Genomic DNA, 15,643 nt, shown 5'->3' on the forward strand with positions numbered 1-15,643 from the left:
AGGGAGTGGCATGTACTACTCGAGCGGCAACTACGAGGCGTTCGCGCGGCCGCGCAAGCCGGAGCGGACGGACCGGCTCGGGTCCGTGCACCTGGTGGGAGCGGGCCTCGCGTCGCTCTCCGCGGCGGGCTTCCTCGTCCGCGACGGCCAGGTCCCGGGGGAGAAGATCACCGTCTACGAGCGGCTCAGGCTCCCCGGTGGTGCGCTCGACGGCATCAAGGAGCCGCGGCGCGGGTTCGTGATCCGCGGCGGGCGCGAGCTCGAGGACCACATGGAGTGTCTGTGGGACCTGTTCCGCTCCGTGCCGTCGATCGAGACCGAGGGAGTGTCGGTCCTCGACGAGTTCTACTGGCTCAACAAGGACGACCCGAACTTCTCGCTCCAGCGCGTCACCGAGGACCGTGGGAAGGACGCGCGCTTCGACAACCTGTTCCGCCTCGACGAGAAGGCGCAGAAGGAGATCACGAAGATCTTCCTCGCGCGCCGCGAGGACATGGAGGGCAAGTCGATCGAGGACGTCATGTCGCGGCACTTCCTCGACAGCCAGTTCTGGCTCTACTGGCGCACGATGTTCGCGTTCCAGGAATGGCACAGCGCGCTCGAGTTCAAGCTGTACCTGCACCGGTTCATCCACCACGTCGGCGGCCTGCCCGACCTCTCGGCGCTCAAGTTCACCAAGTACAACCAGTACGAGTCGATGGTGCTGCCGCTCACGCGCTGGCTCATGGACCAGGGTGTCACCTTCCGGTTCCACGTCGAGGTCACCGACGTCGACTTCGAGCTCGCCCCGGACCGCAAGGTCGCCACGCGGCTGCACCTGCTGGACCACGCGGCGGCCCACGAGTCCGGCGGGGCCGCCGTCGAGCGGACGATCGATCTCGACGAGGACGACCTCGTCATCGCGACCATCGGCTCGCTCACGGAGAACTCCGACAACGGCGACCAGCACACGCCCGCGCGCCTCGACACGGGGCCCGCGCCCGCGTGGGACCTGTGGCGGCGCATCGCGGCCAAGGACCCGTCGTTCGGCCGGCCCGACGTGTTCAGCACCGACATCCCGCGCACCAAGTGGCAGTCCGCCACGGTCACGACCCTCGACCGGCGCATCCCCGAGTACATCGAGCGCATCTGCCGGCGCGACCCGTTCAGCGGGAAGGTCGTCACGGGCGGCATCGTCACCGCGCGCGACTCGGCCTGGCTCATGAGCTGGACCGTCAATCGGCAGCCGCACTTCAAGGCGCAGTCGCCGGACGAGATCGTCGTGTGGGTCTACGGCCTGTTCGTGGACACCCCGGGCGACTACGTGAAGAAGTCGCTCCAGGAGTGCACGGGCGAGGAGATCACGCAGGAGTGGCTGTACCACCTCGGCGTCCCCGAGGCCGACATCCCGACCCTCGCCGCCGAGGCCGCGAGCTGCGTGCCCGTGATGATGCCGTACGTCACGGCGTTCTTCATGCCCCGTCACGCGGGCGACCGGCCTCAGGTCGTGCCCGACGGCGCACGCAACTTCGCGTTCATCGGCCAGTTCGCCGAGACGACGCGGGACACGATCTTCACCACCGAGTACTCCGTGCGCACCGGCATGGAGGCGGCCTACCAGCTCCTCGACCTGGAGCGCGGCGTCCCTGAGGTCTTCAACAGCACGTACGACGTCCGCAAGCTGCTCGCCGCGGTGAGCGCCCTGCGCGACGGCGAGGAGCTCGACCTCCCCGGGCCGCGGATCCTGCGCGACCGCCTCCAGAAGAAGGTCGACGCCACCGAGATCGGCGAGCTGCTCGCCGAGTTCAGCCTCTTGTCCCACGACGAGTAGCGGCACGCACCGCGTCGGCGAGCCGGGAGACGGCTTCGTCGACGCGGGCGTCGGCGAGGTTGCCGTACCCGAGCACGAGGGTCGTCGACCGCTCGGCGGGGCGCACCTGGTAGCGGCGCAGGTCGACGACGGTCACCTCGCGCCGCGCGGCCTCGCGCACGACGTGAGCGGCGTCGGGCGCGGGGTCGTCCGGCGAGCCCGGCAGGGAGAGCAGCGCGTGCATCCCCGCCGCGATGCCGCTCACCGCGGCGCCGGGCAGCTCCCGGGCGAGGGCGTCGAGCACGGCGTCACGACGGCGACGGTAGCGCCCGCGCGCGGCGCGCAGGTGCCGGTCGTAGCCGCCGGACGCGACGAGGCGCGCGAACGTGAGCTGGTCGACCGTGGACGGGGCCGCCGTCGGGCCGTGCGGGGCGGCCGCGCGCGCGACGGACTCGCGCCAGCGGGCGGGCACGACCATCCACCCGACGCCGAACGCGGGGCTCATCGTCTTGCTCACCGAGCCGAGCAGCACGACCCGGTCGGGGTCGAGCTGCTGGAGCGCGGCGACGGGTCGGCGGTCGTAGCGGAACTCGGCGTCGTAGTCGTCCTCGATCACGAGGGCGTCGGCGGTGCGGGCCCACGTGAGCACCGCCTCGCGCCGCTCGGGCGCCAGCGCGGCGCCGGTGGGGAACTGGTGCGCGGGCGTGAGCAGCGCCGCGCGCGCCCCGGTCCGTCGCGACGCCGCGACGAGCGCGTCGACGTCCGCGCCCGCGTCGTCCACGGGGACCGGGACGGGGGTGAGGCCGGCCCGCGTCGCGACGTCGCGCAGGACCGACCAGCTCGGGTCCTCCACCAGGACGTGGGTGTGGCCCGCCTCGACGAGCGCGGCGGCGACGCGCGCCATCCCGTCGGTCGCGCCGCGCGTGAGCACGACGGCGTCGTCCGGCCCGGAGACGACGCGCGCCCGGCGCAGGTGGCCGGCGACGACGGCGCGCGCGTGCGGGTGCCCGGCAGGGGCGGGCTGGCCGAGGTCGTCGTTCGACGCGGTACCGGTCGAGGAACCGAGCGCGTCGCGCGCCGCCCGCAGCCACGCGTCGCGCGGGACGTGGCGCAGGTCGGGTACGCCGGGCGCGAGGTCGAACCGGGCGCGCGCGGCGTGGGTCCTGCCGGTGTCGGACCGCCCGGCGTCCACGACGGCGCGCGCGGGTCTACCATCCGCCGCTCGTTCCTCGCGGCTCCCGCCAGGCCCGCCACGACCCGCGCGCGCCGTCGTTCCCGCCGGGCTCGTGGGCCGCTCGCCCAGCGCACTCGTTCCCCTCGGGCTCGTCGATCGGGCGCCGGCTGCGGCGGAGACGCGGGTCGCGGAGCCGGTGCGCGCCTCGAGGAAGCCCTCGGCGACGAGCTGGCCGTACGCCTCCGTGACGACCCACCGCGACACCCCGAGCGACTCGGCGAGCTGGCGGCTCGGCGGCAGCGCCGCCCCGACCGGGACACGGCCGGTGTGCACGGCGTCGCGGACCGCGCGCTCAAGCCGCTCGACGCGCGACCCCGGCCCCGTCCCCAGGTCGAGCAGCGCCTCCCAGGCGAGCGCCGCCGTCGTGCCCGGCGGTGGAGCAGGATTGGTCTGGTCGACACCCATGGAATCGGACCGTACACCCGCGCCGATCGCTCCGTAGCGTGGAGCACGTCATCAGGACCACGGGTCCACCACGGACCACGCGGGTCCACCACGAACCTCGGGAGACCACCATGCGGTACCGCACCATCGGCGACGGGCGCACCTCCTTCGACGTGTCGACCCTGTGCCTCGGCACGATGAACATGGGCACGCTCGTCGACGAGGACACGTCGTTCGCGATCCTCGACCGCTTCGTCGAGGCGGGCGGCACGTTCCTCGACACGGCGAACAACTACAGCCTCTGGGCCGGGGGGCACGGCCGCGACAGCGAGGACCTCCTCGGCCGCTGGCTCGCGAGCCGCGGCGTGCGCGACCAGGTCCGCATCGCGACGAAGCTCGGCGCGGCGCAGAAGGACAGGTCCCTCCCGCTGTCGAACACGCCGCCGACGAACTTCCAGGGCCTCGGCGCCGACGTCGTCGGCTACGAGGCGCACGAGAGCCTGCGGCACCTCGGCGTCGACCACCTGGACGTGCTGTACGGGCACGTCGACGACCACGAGACGCCGCTCGCCGAGACCGTCGGTGCCTTCGGCAAGCTCCAGGCCGAGGGCGTCGTGGGCATCACCGGCATCTCGAACGTCGCGCTGTGGCGCGTCGTCGAGGCGCGGGAGGAGGCGCTGCGCCAGGGCGTCGCGCCCTACGGGCTCGTCCAGCAGAACTACACGTACGCCTACCCGACGCCGGAGGTCGGCCGGCACAACTGGGCCTCGTACGAGCTGCTCGACTACGCGGCGTCCACGGGGGTCGACGGGCGCCCGCCGCTCGCCGTCACCGCCTACTCGCCGATCCTCCAGGGCGCGTACGTGCGCCGGGACAAGCCGCTGTGGGACGGGTTCGACCACCCGACCACGCGCGAGCGCATCCGCCTCCTGCACGAGGTCGCGGGCGAGCTCGGCGCGACGCCCAACCAGGTCGCGCTCGCGTGGCTCCTCGGGGGCGAGCACCCGGTGATCCCGCTCGTCGGGCCCAGCACGATCGAGCAGCTCGACGAGCTCCTCGGCGCGGCCGACCTCGAGCTCGACCCGGAGCTGCGCGCGCGGCTCGACGCCGCCTGAGCCCGCGTGCTCGCCCGGCCCGGCGCCACGGCGTCGGGCCGGGCTGCCACCGTGGGCGGGTGCTCACCACCACCGTCGCGCGCGTCCGGGCGGACGACTGGCGCGACCTCCGGGACGTCCGCCTGCGCGCGCTCGCGGACGCGCCGACCGCGTTCGGCTCGACCGTCGCGCGCGAGGCGGCCTTCCCCGACGACGTGTGGCGCGAGCGCGCGGCCGGGCTGCGGACGTCGTGGGGCGTCGCCGGATAGGGTGCGGGGACCTGTTCCCGGACCGTGCCGAGGGGGCCACGTGGAGTTCCAGGACGTCGTGCGACGCCGACGCATGGTGCGCCGGTTCACCGACGAGCCCGTCGCGCCGGACGCCGTCGACCGCCTCGTGCACAACGCCGTCCGCGCGCCGAGCGCGGGGTTCGCGCAGGGGTGGTCGTTCCTCGTGCTCACCGAGCCCGACGACGTCGCGCGCTTCTGGGCCGCGACCTCACCCGAGCGGCCCGAGCGGAGCATGAGCGCGTGGCTCGCCGGGATGCGCACCGCGCCCGTGCTCGTCGTGGTCCTCACGTCGAAGGACGTCTACCTCGACCGGTACGCCGAGGACGACAAGGGCTGGGCGGACCGCGACGAGAACCGCTGGGCCGTCCCCTACTGGCACGTCGACGCCGGGATGGCGGCGCTGCTCATGCTCCAGACCGCCGTCGACGAGGGGCTCGGCGCGTGCTTCTTCGGCGTCGCGCCGGGCGAGGTCGGGCGGCTGCGCGCGGCCTTCGACATCCCCGACGCGTACGCCCCGACCGGGGTCGTCGCCGTCGGGCACCCCGCCGACCGGGCGACCACGGGCTCGCCGCGACGTCGCGAGCGCAAGCCGCTCGACGACGTCGTGCACCGCGGCCGCTGGGGAGGCCGATCGTGAGGCGCCCGCCCGCCCGCGCGGCGGTGCTCGCGACGTCGGCCGTGCTCGCCGTCCTCGGGACGACCGCCTGCACCGGCGGACCGTCGCCCGGCCCGACCGGCGGCCCGACGACGTCGGGCACCGCGGACGCGCCCGGTCCGGACGCCGGCGACCCCACGTCCCCGGCGCCGACGACCGAGACCGCACCGGGGGATCCGGACGCGACGACCGGCGGCCCGTCCGACCTGCTGCCCGACCCCGCGGACGCGCCGGGCCCCCGAGGTCACGATCCTGGGCGGGGCCGCGTCCGCACCGCCGCTCGTCGCGCGCGCCGGGTGGCAGGTCGTCGGGTCGAGCGGCGCGTGCGTGCTGTCGTGGCGCGGCGCGAGCGACCCTGAGGCGCCGGGAGCAGGCGCCCGGGAGGCGTCCGACGCCCTGCTCACCGAGACCGTCGTCGCGGACCGGGGCGACCCGGGTGCGACGCGTGAGGTCCTGCTCCCGCTCACGTCCGACGGCGTGGCGGTGCAGGGCGTGAACGCGGTCGCCCAGGACTGGGCCGTGGGCACGCCGCGCGGCGAGGTCCCGGTCCGCGGTGCGGCGCGCGTCGTGAGCGTGCCGACGTTCGACGGCGGCGCGTCGACCCAGTCCGTCGTGCTCGCGCTCGACTGCGCCGGGCCGCTCGACGAGGGCGCGTGGCAGCGGCTGCTCGCCGACGTGCGCGTCGGTCTCGTCGCACCCGTCGAGGAGCCCGGCGTCTGGCTCTCGTAGCCGGATCCTGGAGCCGGCGCACGGCCCGGCCCGTGGGCGCGGAGCCGTGGCGCGGCGACGTCAGGCGTCGCGGTCGCGCAGCGCCGGGACGTGCAGCCCGACGACGGCGCGCGCGTCCGCGGGCAGCTCGTCCCAGTCCTCGACGGTGTCGAGGTCGACCGCGGTCCCGGGCCGCTGCACGACGACGGCCCGCAGCCCGAGCCGCGCGGCCTCCGCGACGTGGGCCGCACGGCTGCCCGCCCCGAACCGAAACCGAAACCCGTCGCCGACGGGACCGCTGCCTCGCCGAGCACGAGGTTCCCGTCGTTCTGAGCCGGTTTCCGACAGCGACCCCGTGGTCGTCGGCGCGGAAGCCGGGGGGTCGAGGACGAGGAGGTTCGTGCCCGTGCCCCCGCGGTCCGTCGCGACGACGACGGGCGCGTCCTCGGCGAGCAGCGCCGCCACGTCGGCGGGCGTGAGCGCGGGGAGGTCGGCGTGCGCGACGAGGAGCCGCACCGGACCCTCCGGGGACTCGTCACGCGCCGCGATCTCCCGGCCGAGGTCGACCGCCGCGTCCAGCCCCGGCCGGTCCGCGGGCTGCAGCACGATGCGCAGCCGGTCGGCGTCGTCGGTCAGCAGGAGACCGTCCGACGCGGCCGCGTCCGCAGCGCCGGCGGACTCGTCCACCACGACGTCGCGCAGCGCCCGCCACGTGAACCGCGGGTCCGACGTCACCACGACCACGCGCTCGACGCCGTCGCTCGCGAGCAGCGTCCCCACGACGTGCCGCGCGAGCACGGCGATCAGCCGGCTGCGCGCCGCGGGGTCGAGGACGTGCGCGAGCCGCGACTTCCCCGACGACCCGTCGCGCAGCGGCACGACGGCGACCACGCGCCCCGGGCGGTCGGGCCCACCGGGACGAGCAGCGCCGTCGGGCACCACGAGGTCACCCACGCGCGGCACCCGCCGACGCGAGGAGCGTGCGCGCGAGGCGCTCGCGGCCCGCGGCGCCGCCCATGACGGTGTCCGTGACCACGACGTCCATCTCGAGGCCCCGCACGGCGTCCGCGAGGTGGGCGTCGTGGTCGTCGATCACCATGACGTCGACGAGCCCGGCATACAGGCGCGCGACGCCGAGCGCGGAGACCTCGTGCCCGAGCGTCGTGAGGATCTGCGCCGCGGGCCCCTTGATCGCGCGGCCGCCGACGATCGGGCTCACCGCGACGCGGCGCGCGGACGTCCCGGCCAGCGCCTCCCGCACACCCGCGACCGCGAGCACCGGCTCGACCGACAGGAACGGGTTCGACGGCGCGACCACGACCACGTCGGCGTCGGTCACCGCGTCGAGCACGCCGGGCGCGGGGCGCGCGGCGTCGATCCCGTCGTAGACGAGGCCCAGGACGTCGTCCGCGTGCCGGCGCCCCACGAAGTACTCCTGGAACCCGAGCCGGCCCGCGGGCGTGTCGACGAGCGTCGCGACGCGGTCGTCGCTCACGGGCAGGACGCTCGCCCGGACGCCGAGCGCCGTCGTGAGCCGCGCGGTCACCTCGGTCAGGGTCGACCCCGCGCGCAGCCCGGCCGTCCGGACCACGTGCGTCGCGAGGTCGCGGTCCCCGAGCGTGAACCACGTGTCCTCGCCGAGCCGGCCCATCGCCTCCAGCGCCGCGTACGTCTCGCCGACGACGCCCCAGCCGCGCTCCTCGTCCGCGAGCCCGGCGAGCGTGTACGTCACGGTGTCGAGGTCGGGCGAGATCCACAGCCCGTGCAGCTCGACGTCGTCCGCCACGTTGACGACGACCGTGAGGTCGGCCCCGGCGAGGTCCAGGCCGTGCGCGAGGCGTGCCCCGCCGACCCCGCCCGCGAGCACGGTCACGCGGTCGGTGCGGTGTTCTGCTGTCACGACGACGAGCCTACGTCGGGGCGTCGGGGTCCCGGCGGTTCGTGCGCCGGACCCGTGCCACGATGGGCTCATGGCCGTCTTCGCCTTCTCCGTCGCCCCGCTCGGTGCCGGCGAGTCCGTCGCGGACTCCGTCGCCGAGGCCGTCCGCATCGTCCGCGAGTCGGGCCTGCCCAACCGCACCACCGCGATGTTCACCGAGATCGAGGGCGACTGGGACGCCGTCATGCCCGTGATCCAGCGCGCCACGGAGGCCGTGGGCGCGGGCGGGCACCGCGTCTCGCTCGTCATCAAGGCGGACATCCGGTCCGGTCGTACCGGGGAGCTCACGGGGAAGGTCGAACGGGTCGAGGAGCGCCTCGCCGTGGAGTCCGAGGAGACCGGGCACGCCTGACCTGCACGGTCGCGCGGGGGCGGTTCGACCGGTTCGAGGGACTTGACCGGCGACGTAGGCTATGGCGCAAACGCCCCCGCCCAGGTCGCGTCCCGCTGCAGCAGGAGATCCCCCGATGCCCCTCTTCGAGGTGGACGCCGAGCGTCCCGTACTGGTCCAGCCGCCCCAGCCGGCAGGTGCCTTCGGGACGGACGCGCAGCGTGTCGTGGACGGCAACATCGAGGGGCTGCTGGGCGAGCAGATCTTCCCCGTCGCGCAGGGCACGTCCGACGACGAGCCCCACCTGCTCGCGCTCGACGCCGCAGGGCTCCCGGTCGTCATCGAGGTCACCGCGGAGCTCACGGAGGAGGCCCTCACCGCGGCGCTCAACCACGCCGGCCGGGCCGGGCGTCTCACGCGCGCCGAGCTCGCCGCCCGCTACAGCGGCGGCGCGTCGCGGTTCCAGCAGGACGTCGCGGCGTTCTACGACAACGTCCCCCTCACGCGCTCGCAGGCGACCGCCCGCGCGACCGGTGCCCGGCTCATCGTCATCTGCTCGAGCGCCGCACCGGGCATCCAGGACGCGCTCGACTTCCTCCGCCAGCCCGGCTCCCCGGTCGCGGTCCTGCGCCTCGGCGTCGTGCAGGGCGCCGACGGCCGCCGCTTCGTCGACGTGTCCCCGCTCGCGATGACGCGCGACAACCCCGCACCACCCGCGGCACCCGAGCCCCGCCGGGGCCGCGCCGTGGCCCCCGGATCCGACTTCGCGGACGGCGTCGCCGTGGGCCGAGCCCTGACCGGCAAGTTTCCCGTGGTGACGCGGCAGGCCGCGCAGTCCCGGGCCGAGCGCCGTCGTGCCGCCGAGCTCGAGCCGCGCGCCCTCCCCGGGATCGCACCCACCGCGGCCGACGAGACCGGCCCGCTGGCCCCGGTCGCCGCGCCCTCGGCGCCGTCGCACGCCGAGCCCCCGGTCCTGGACTTCGTGCCCCTCGACGACCCGCTCACCGCGCGGGCCGTGCCCGAGCCCGCGTCCACCGGCTGGGCCGACCGCCGGCCCGTCGAGGCCGGCGACGAGACGCCCACCCCGCGCACCTCGATCCTCACGCGCGAGTCCATCCGGACCCGCGAGTCCATCCGGACGCGCGAGTCGTACCTCACCCACGAGTACGGCGAGCAGCGGAGCCCGTCGCGCGAGCAGCCGTACGACCCGCTGTCGTACCACCCGCCGGTCGACCTCGACCCGGCACCCCCGCACGCGTCCGCGAGCCGGGACGTCGTCCCCGTGCCGCCCCCGCCCCCCGCGGACGTGCCGCTCGGCCCCGACGACGACCCCGACCTCGTCGCGCTCGCCCGCGCGTTCGGCACGCCCCGCGAGCTCGTGTGGTCCCGGCCGCGGCGCGGCCAGCGCTTCGAGGCGGTCCTCCAGCCCGACGGCTTCATCGAGCTCTCCGACGGCGCGCGCTACCGCCACCCCGACCTCGCCGCCGTCGCCGTGTCGGGCACCCACACCGCCGACGGCTGGAGCGTCTGGCGCCTCGGCGGCGACGACGGCCCCACCCTCACCGACGCCTTCCGCCAGCACCACGCCTGACCCACCGTTCGGGCTGACGAGCCCGGGCAGGACGGCGGCCCGGGCCGTGGAGCCGGCCCGGGCCCGACGCGAGGAGGCCGCGCTCAGTCGGTCGAGCGCACCATGGTGCGGATCCCGACCGCGAGCCCGACGGCGGCCGTCACGACGGCGGCGACCCAGCCCCACGCGACGGCCGAGGCCGTGAGGTCGCCGGCGAACAGCGCGCGCTCGGCGTCGACGACGTACCGGAGCGGGTTGACGTCGGACGCCACCTGCATCCACCGCGGCCCGGTCTCGAGCGGCAGGAGCATGCCGGACAGGATCATGAGCGGGAAGATCAGCGTCTGCTGCACGACCCAGAACATCCAGTCCTGCTTGCGCACCGCGAGCGCGAGCGCATAGCTGAGGGACCCGATCCCGACGCCGAAGACGGCGAGGAGCGCGAGCCCGACGACGGCCCCGGCGGGGTGGAGCTCGAACCCGAACGGGAGCATGACGAGCACGACGACGACCGACTGCGCGACGATCGGGACCATCTCCTTGAGCGCGCGGCCCACGAGCAGCGAGGCGCGCGAGAGCGGGGCGACGAGCATGCGCTCGTGCGCGCCGGTCTGGAGCTCGACGAGCAGGTTCGCGCCGGTCGTGGTGGTCCCGAAGAGCGTGGTCATCACGAGGATGGACGGGACGAACCACTGCCAGACGTTGCCGCCCAGGACCTCCTGCCCGGTCGTCGTGCCGCCGAGCGACCCGACGAGCAGGGGGCCGAACAGCGCGAGGAAGACGATCGGCTGGACGAGCCCGAACAGCACGGAGAACGGGTCGTGCAGCACGGGCCGCAGCTCGCGGACGAGCACGATCCGGGTGTCGCGCGCGAACGCGGCGAGCCCGCGACGTGCGCGCGGACGTGCCGGGGCCGGGTGCGGGGCGATGCTGGTGGGGGCGATGTCGACGGTGCTCATGCTGCGGTCCTCTCGGTGGGGCGGGTGCCCTCGGCGGGGGTGTCGGTCGGGGTCGCGGCGCCGGCCTCGCGCAGGCTGCGGCCCGTCAGGGCGAGGAAGACGTCGTCGAGCGTGGGGCGGTGCACCAGCGCGGTCTCGACGGCGATGCCGTCCGCGTCGGCGGCGCGCAGCAGCCGGGGGAGGTACGCGTCGCCGCGTTCGGCCCGCACCTCGAGCGAGGGTGCGGCGTCGTGCCCGACGGCGGGGGTGCCGTCGGGCGTGCGGGTCGCCTCGCGGAAGCCCTCGACGCGGCGGGCGAGCGCGAGGAGGCGCGCCGCGTCGTCGTGCAGCGGGCCCTGCGTGGGCGCGAGCGTCACGACGACGCGGTCCCCGGCGAGGTCGGCCTTGAGGTTCTCGGCGGTGTCGTCGGCGATGACCTGACCGTGGTCGACGACGACGACGCGCTCGGCCATGGTGTCGGCCTCGTCGAGGTAGTGCGTGGTGAGGACGATCGTCATGGGCTCGCCCGTCGACGCGAGGGCGTCGTCGCGCATGCGCAGCACGTGCTCCCACAGGTTCGCGCGGTTGTGCGGGTCGAGGCCGGTCGACGGCTCGTCGAGGAACAGCAGCGACGGCGCGTGCACGAGGCCCATGGCGACGTCGAGCCGGCGACGCTGCCCGCCGGAGAGGTCGGAGACCTTGCGCGCGCCGTAGGACCCGAGCTCGAGCGAGTCGAGGAGCTCGTCGGCGCGGCGTCGGGCGGTACGTCGGTCGAGGCCGTGGATGCGGCCCTGGCTGGTGAGCTCGTCGACGGCGCGCTGCGCGTGACCGGCGCCGTTGCCCTGCCCGACGTAGCCGATGCGGTGGCGGACGGCGTCGGGCTCGGCGACGACGTCGTGGCCCGCGACGGTCGCGGTGCCCGACGTGGGACGGATGAGCGTGGTGAGCATGCGGAGCGTGGTCGTCTTGCCGGCGCCGTTGGGGCCGAGGACGGCGACGAGCTCGCCGGGTGCGACGTCGAGGTCGATGCCGCGGACGGCGTGCACCGTGGCGCTCGCGTCGCGCCCGACGGCGAAGTCCTTGGTCAGTGCTCTGGTGCGGATCACGGTGGCTCCTCCTGGGTGTGCTTCGTGCGTCGAGACCGACGGTGCCAGGAGTAGAGGCCAGATTCGGTCCTCTACTCCTGGCACCCTGGGGTCATGCTCGAGACCTCTGGACGACTGCTCCGACTGCTCTCGCTGCTCCAGGCGCGCCGGGACTGGCCCGGGTCCGCGCTCGCCGAGCGGCTGGAGGTAAGCCCGCGCACCGTGCGGCGCGACGTCGACCGGCTGCGCGAGCTCGGCTACCCGGTCCGCGCGACGAAGGGGCCCGACGGCGGGTACCGGCTCGATGCCGGGGCGGACGTGCCGCCCCTCCTGTTCGACGACGAGCAGGCGGTCGCCGTCGCGATCGCACTGCGTACCGGGACGCTCCCCGGAGTCGAGGACGCCGCAGCACGCGCGCTCGCGACGATCCGTCAGGTCATGCCCGCGCGCCTGCGCACGCGCATCGACGCGTTGGAGGTGACGGCGGTGCCCGGCCGGAGGGAGCGGGCCCTGCCCGCGGTCAGCGCCGACGTGCTCGTGGCCGTCGGCTCGGCGGCCGCCGAACGCCGCGTGCTGCGGTTCGACTACGACGGCGGGACGGGCGAGGTGCTCCGCGCTCCGGGCCAGGAGGAGGGGGAGGGGTTCCGTGCGCCGCGCCGGGTGGAGCCGCACCACGTCGTCACGTGGGGCGGGCGGTGGTACCTCGTCGCGTGGGACCTCGACCGGGACGACTGGCGAACCTTCCGGATCGACCGGATGGCGCCGCGCGAGGGCGCCGGAGCGCGCTTCGAGCGGCGGGCGCTGCCCGCCCCGGACGTGGCGACGTTCATCGCCGAGAGGTTCACGCAGCCCGTGACGCCCGTGCGGGGGACGGTCGAGATCGAGCTGGACGCCGCCGTCGTGGCGGCATGGGCCGGAACGGGCGCACTCGTCGAGGCCGTGGGCGAGGGGCGGTGCCGGCTGACGGCGGGATCCTGGTCGTGGGGCGGGCTCGCCGCCTGGTTCGGGATCTTCGACGCCCCCTTCACCGTGGTCGGGCCGGACGAGCTGCGCACGGCGATGACCCGCCTCGCGGCGCGGGCGACGGCCGCGGCCGATCCCGCGGGGACGGACGCAGCGGGCCCACGGCAACGTCCTGCGTGAGGGGCGGTGCTCGCCGGGCGTGGCGCCCCGGAGGAGAGTGGTCCGGGTCACCACGGCGCGAGTTGACCTCCTGCCTCCGGACCCCGTAATGTTCTCGAGGTCGCCCGGCAGGGAGGAACAGACACCACGGCACAGCTCCTCGGAGCAGATGCGAAGTGGCTGGTCCCCCGGGTGAAACTCCCACCAGATTCTCGGAGCACAGTGCTGCGCCGTGAGTACGGTGAGGGTGTCTGGATCAGGTACATTTCTGAACGGAAATCCGGTTTTCACCGGTCCGGGACGAACGGCCGGGTCTGGTAGGATTCAGAACGAAGGAAGCGCCCCGCGCGAGGGCCTCGGGAACGAGGTCGGAGGCGGTGTGTGTCGGTTGTTTGAGAACTCAACAGTGTGCTTGTTAGTCAATGCCAATTTTTTGTCCCTGTGGCATGGCTGATCGTCTTCGCCCGTCGGGTGGGGTGGTTGGTTGTGTCTGGGATTCCTTTGGTTGATTTCGGAAGATGATGTCATCTTTCGTGTTGATGCCAGTTTTGTGAACCCTGGTGGGTTCGCTTCGTATGGATTGTTCACTGCTGGGTTTGTCCTGGTGGTGGGCGTTGTTCATTTACGGAGAGTTTGATCCTGGCTCAGGACGAACGCTGGCGGCGTGCTTAACACATGCAAGTCGAACGATGATGCCCAGCTTGCTGGGTGGATTAGTGGCGAACGGGTGAGTAACACGTGAGTAACCTGCCCTTGACTTCGGGATAACTCCGGGAAACCGGGGCTAATACCGGATATGAGCCGTCCTCGCATGGGGGTGGTTGGAAAGTTTTTCGGTCAGGGATGGGCTCGCGGCCTATCAGCTTGTTGGTGGGGTGATGGCCTACCAAGGCGACGACGGGTAGCCGGCCTGAGAGGGCGACCGGCCACACTGGGACTGAGACACGGCCCAGACTCCTACGGGAGGCAGCAGTGGGGAATATTGCACAATGGGCGCAAGCCTGATGCAGCGACGCCGCGTGAGGGATGAAGGCCTTCGGGTTGTAAACCTCTTTCAGCAGGGAAGAAGCGCAAGTGACGGTACCTGCAGAAGAAGCGCCGGCTAACTACGTGCCAGCAGCCGCGGTAATACGTAGGGCGCAAGCGTTGTCCGGAATTATTGGGCGTAAAGAGCTCGTAGGCGGTCTGTCGCGTCTGGTGTGAAAACTCGAGGCTCAACCTCGAGCTTGCATCGGGTACGGGCAGACTAGAGTGCGGTAGGGGAGACTGGAATTCCTGGTGTAGCGGTGGAATGCGCAGATATCAGGAGGAACACCGATGGCGAAGGCAGGTCTCTGGGCCGCAACTGACGCTGAGGAGCGAAAGCATGGGGAGCGAACAGGATTAGATACCCTGGTAGTCCATGCCGTAAACGTTGGGCACTAGGTGTGGGGCTCATTCCACGAGTTCCGTGCCGCAGCAAACGCATTAAGTGCCCCGCCTGGGGAGTACGGCCGCAAGGCTAAAACTCAAAGGAATTGACGGGGGCCCGCACAAGCGGCGGAGCATGCGGATTAATTCGATGCAACGCGAAGAACCTTACCAAGGCTTGACATGCACGGGAAGCCACCAGAGATGGTGGTCTCTTTGGACACTCGTGCACAGGTGGTGCATGGTTGTCGTCAGCTCGTGTCGTGAGATGTTGGGTTAAGTCCCGCAACGAGCGCAACCCTCGTCCCATGTTGCCAGCGGGTTATGCCGGGGACTCATGGGAGACTGCCGGGGTCAACTCGGAGGAAGGTGGGGATGACGTCAAATCATCATGCCCCTTATGTCTTGGGCTTCACGCATGCTACAATGGCCGGTACAAAGGGCTGCGATACCGTAAGGTGGAGCGAATCCCAAAAAGCCGGTCTCAGTTCGGATTGGGGTCTGCAACTCGACCCCATGAAGTCGGAGTCGCTAGTAATCGCAGATCAGCAACGCTGCGGTGAATACGTTCCCGGGCCTTGTACACACCGCCCGTCAAGTCACGAAAGTCGGTAACACCCGAAGCCCATGGCCCAACCGTTCGCGGGGGGAGTGGTCGAAGGTGGGACTGGCGATTGGGACTAAGTCGTAACAAGGTAGCCGTACCGGAAGGTGCGGCTGGATCACCTCCTTTCTAAGGAGCTACCAACGCTCGCCCGGCCGGCTTCGCTGGTGGGTGGGTTGAACAGGTGCCACGCCATCGCCGCACGTGTGGTGGGTGGTTGCTCATGGGTGGAACATTGACGAAAGAGCGTCCTGGTCTTCGCTGGTGTCAGTACCTGCCGGCCCGCCAGGCTCTGGTCGTCCCTTCGGGGGTGTCGGGGTCGGGTGTGGTGGTGGTGGAACATCGCTGGTGGGGGGTGGGGGCTTGTCGAGCACACTGTTGGGTCCTCAGGTCACCGGCCACCGGTTGGTGGGGTGCCTGGTACGGGCCGGTCCTCGGGCCACGAACCGCTGTCCTTGGTCCTCCTTCGTGGAGGGGTGGGGGTGGTAGG

The 15,643-nt window shown here is 72.9% G+C and carries 14 protein-coding genes and 1 rRNA gene; 10 read left to right on the forward strand and 5 right to left on the reverse strand.

Features of this window, described 5'->3' with window-relative positions; all coding sequences use genetic code 11:
• The first annotated feature begins 10 nt into the window (after positions 1 to 10).
• Positions 11 to 1,810: an oleate hydratase gene (locus ABRQ22_RS02200; protein ID WP_353708421.1), complete on the forward strand. Its 1,800-nt coding sequence runs from the start codon at positions 11 to 13 to the stop codon at positions 1,808 to 1,810.
• Here ABRQ22_RS02200 and ABRQ22_RS02205 read toward each other — a convergent pair.
• The gene (locus tag ABRQ22_RS02205) at positions 1,785 to 3,428 is read right to left on the reverse strand and encodes a PLP-dependent aminotransferase family protein (RefSeq protein ID WP_353708422.1); all 1,644 of its coding nucleotides are present in this window, start codon (positions 3,426 to 3,428) and stop codon (positions 1,785 to 1,787) included. The genes ABRQ22_RS02200 and ABRQ22_RS02205 overlap by 26 nt on opposite strands.
• Positions 3,429 to 3,538: 110 nt before the next feature.
• On the opposite strand from ABRQ22_RS02205, the gene ABRQ22_RS02210 reads away from it, so the two are divergent.
• Genes ABRQ22_RS02210 through ABRQ22_RS02230 form a run of 5 tightly spaced genes read left to right on the forward strand, consistent with a single transcriptional unit; the run spans position 3,539 to position 6,175 of the window.
• Positions 3,539 to 4,522, forward strand: a complete 984-nt coding sequence (locus ABRQ22_RS02210; protein WP_253053784.1) for an aldo/keto reductase — start codon at positions 3,539 to 3,541, stop codon at positions 4,520 to 4,522.
• A gap of 59 nt (positions 4,523 to 4,581) precedes the next feature.
• On the forward strand, positions 4,582 to 4,770 hold the full coding sequence (locus tag ABRQ22_RS02215) for a hypothetical protein (RefSeq protein WP_353708423.1): 189 nt from the start codon (positions 4,582 to 4,584) through the stop codon (positions 4,768 to 4,770).
• 40 nt (positions 4,771 to 4,810) lie between these two features.
• Positions 4,811 to 5,428: a nitroreductase family protein gene (locus tag ABRQ22_RS02220; protein ID WP_353708424.1), complete on the forward strand. Its 618-nt coding sequence runs from the start codon at positions 4,811 to 4,813 to the stop codon at positions 5,426 to 5,428.
• Complete coding sequence (locus ABRQ22_RS02225) at positions 5,425 to 5,805, forward strand: hypothetical protein (RefSeq protein WP_353708425.1); 381 nt, start codon at positions 5,425 to 5,427, stop codon at positions 5,803 to 5,805. Before ABRQ22_RS02220 ends, ABRQ22_RS02225 begins: the two co-directional genes overlap by 4 nt.
• Complete coding sequence (locus tag ABRQ22_RS02230; RefSeq protein ID WP_353708426.1) at positions 5,774 to 6,175, forward strand: hypothetical protein; 402 nt, start codon at positions 5,774 to 5,776, stop codon at positions 6,173 to 6,175. Before ABRQ22_RS02225 ends, ABRQ22_RS02230 begins: the two co-directional genes overlap by 32 nt.
• Positions 6,176 to 6,235: 60 nt before the next feature.
• Here ABRQ22_RS02230 and ABRQ22_RS02235 read toward each other — a convergent pair whose 3' ends face one another.
• Both ABRQ22_RS02235 and cofD read right to left on the reverse strand, forming a co-directional pair.
• Positions 6,236 to 7,108: a 2-phospho-L-lactate guanylyltransferase gene (locus tag ABRQ22_RS02235; protein WP_353708427.1), complete on the reverse strand. Its 873-nt coding sequence runs from the start codon at positions 7,106 to 7,108 to the stop codon at positions 6,236 to 6,238.
• Positions 7,101 to 8,054, reverse strand: a complete 954-nt coding sequence (gene cofD / locus ABRQ22_RS02240; RefSeq protein ID WP_353708428.1) for a 2-phospho-L-lactate transferase — start codon at positions 8,052 to 8,054, stop codon at positions 7,101 to 7,103. The genes ABRQ22_RS02235 and cofD overlap by 8 nt, the downstream gene beginning before the upstream one ends.
• A gap of 70 nt (positions 8,055 to 8,124) precedes the next feature.
• Between cofD and ABRQ22_RS02245 the strand changes: the two genes are divergently transcribed.
• Together ABRQ22_RS02245 and ABRQ22_RS02250 are read left to right on the forward strand one after the other, a co-directional pair.
• Positions 8,125 to 8,445, forward strand: a complete 321-nt coding sequence (locus tag ABRQ22_RS02245) for an MTH1187 family thiamine-binding protein (RefSeq protein ID WP_353708429.1) — start codon at positions 8,125 to 8,127, stop codon at positions 8,443 to 8,445.
• A gap of 115 nt (positions 8,446 to 8,560) precedes the next feature.
• Positions 8,561 to 10,015 carry a hypothetical protein gene (locus ABRQ22_RS02250; protein ID WP_353708430.1) on the forward strand — a complete coding sequence of 485 codons (1,455 nt, stop codon included), beginning with the start codon at positions 8,561 to 8,563 and terminating at the stop codon, positions 10,013 to 10,015.
• Between the two features lie 83 nt (positions 10,016 to 10,098).
• Here the strand turns inward: ABRQ22_RS02250 and ABRQ22_RS02255 are convergent, their stop codons facing one another.
• Both ABRQ22_RS02255 and ABRQ22_RS02260 read right to left on the reverse strand, forming a co-directional pair.
• Positions 10,099 to 10,953, reverse strand: coding sequence for an ABC transporter permease (locus ABRQ22_RS02255; RefSeq protein ID WP_353708431.1), 855 nt, complete (start codon positions 10,951 to 10,953; stop codon positions 10,099 to 10,101).
• On the reverse strand, positions 10,950 to 12,038 hold the full coding sequence (locus ABRQ22_RS02260; RefSeq protein ID WP_353708432.1) for an ATP-binding cassette domain-containing protein: 1,089 nt from the start codon (positions 12,036 to 12,038) through the stop codon (positions 10,950 to 10,952). The genes ABRQ22_RS02255 and ABRQ22_RS02260 overlap by 4 nt, the downstream gene beginning before the upstream one ends.
• 93 nt (positions 12,039 to 12,131) lie before the next feature.
• On the opposite strand from ABRQ22_RS02260, the gene ABRQ22_RS02265 reads away from it, so the two are divergent.
• Entirely contained in the window at positions 12,132 to 13,160 is a 1,029-nt protein-coding gene (locus ABRQ22_RS02265; protein WP_353708433.1) for a WYL domain-containing protein, read from the forward strand.
• A 600-nt stretch (positions 13,161 to 13,760) separates the two neighbouring features.
• Positions 13,761 to 15,282 (forward strand): 16S ribosomal RNA (locus ABRQ22_RS02270).
• Positions 15,283 to 15,643 lie beyond the last annotated feature (361 nt).

This window comes from Cellulosimicrobium sp. ES-005 (assembly GCF_040448685.1).
Taxonomy (GTDB): Bacteria; Actinomycetota; Actinomycetes; order Actinomycetales; family Cellulomonadaceae; genus Cellulosimicrobium; species Cellulosimicrobium cellulans_G.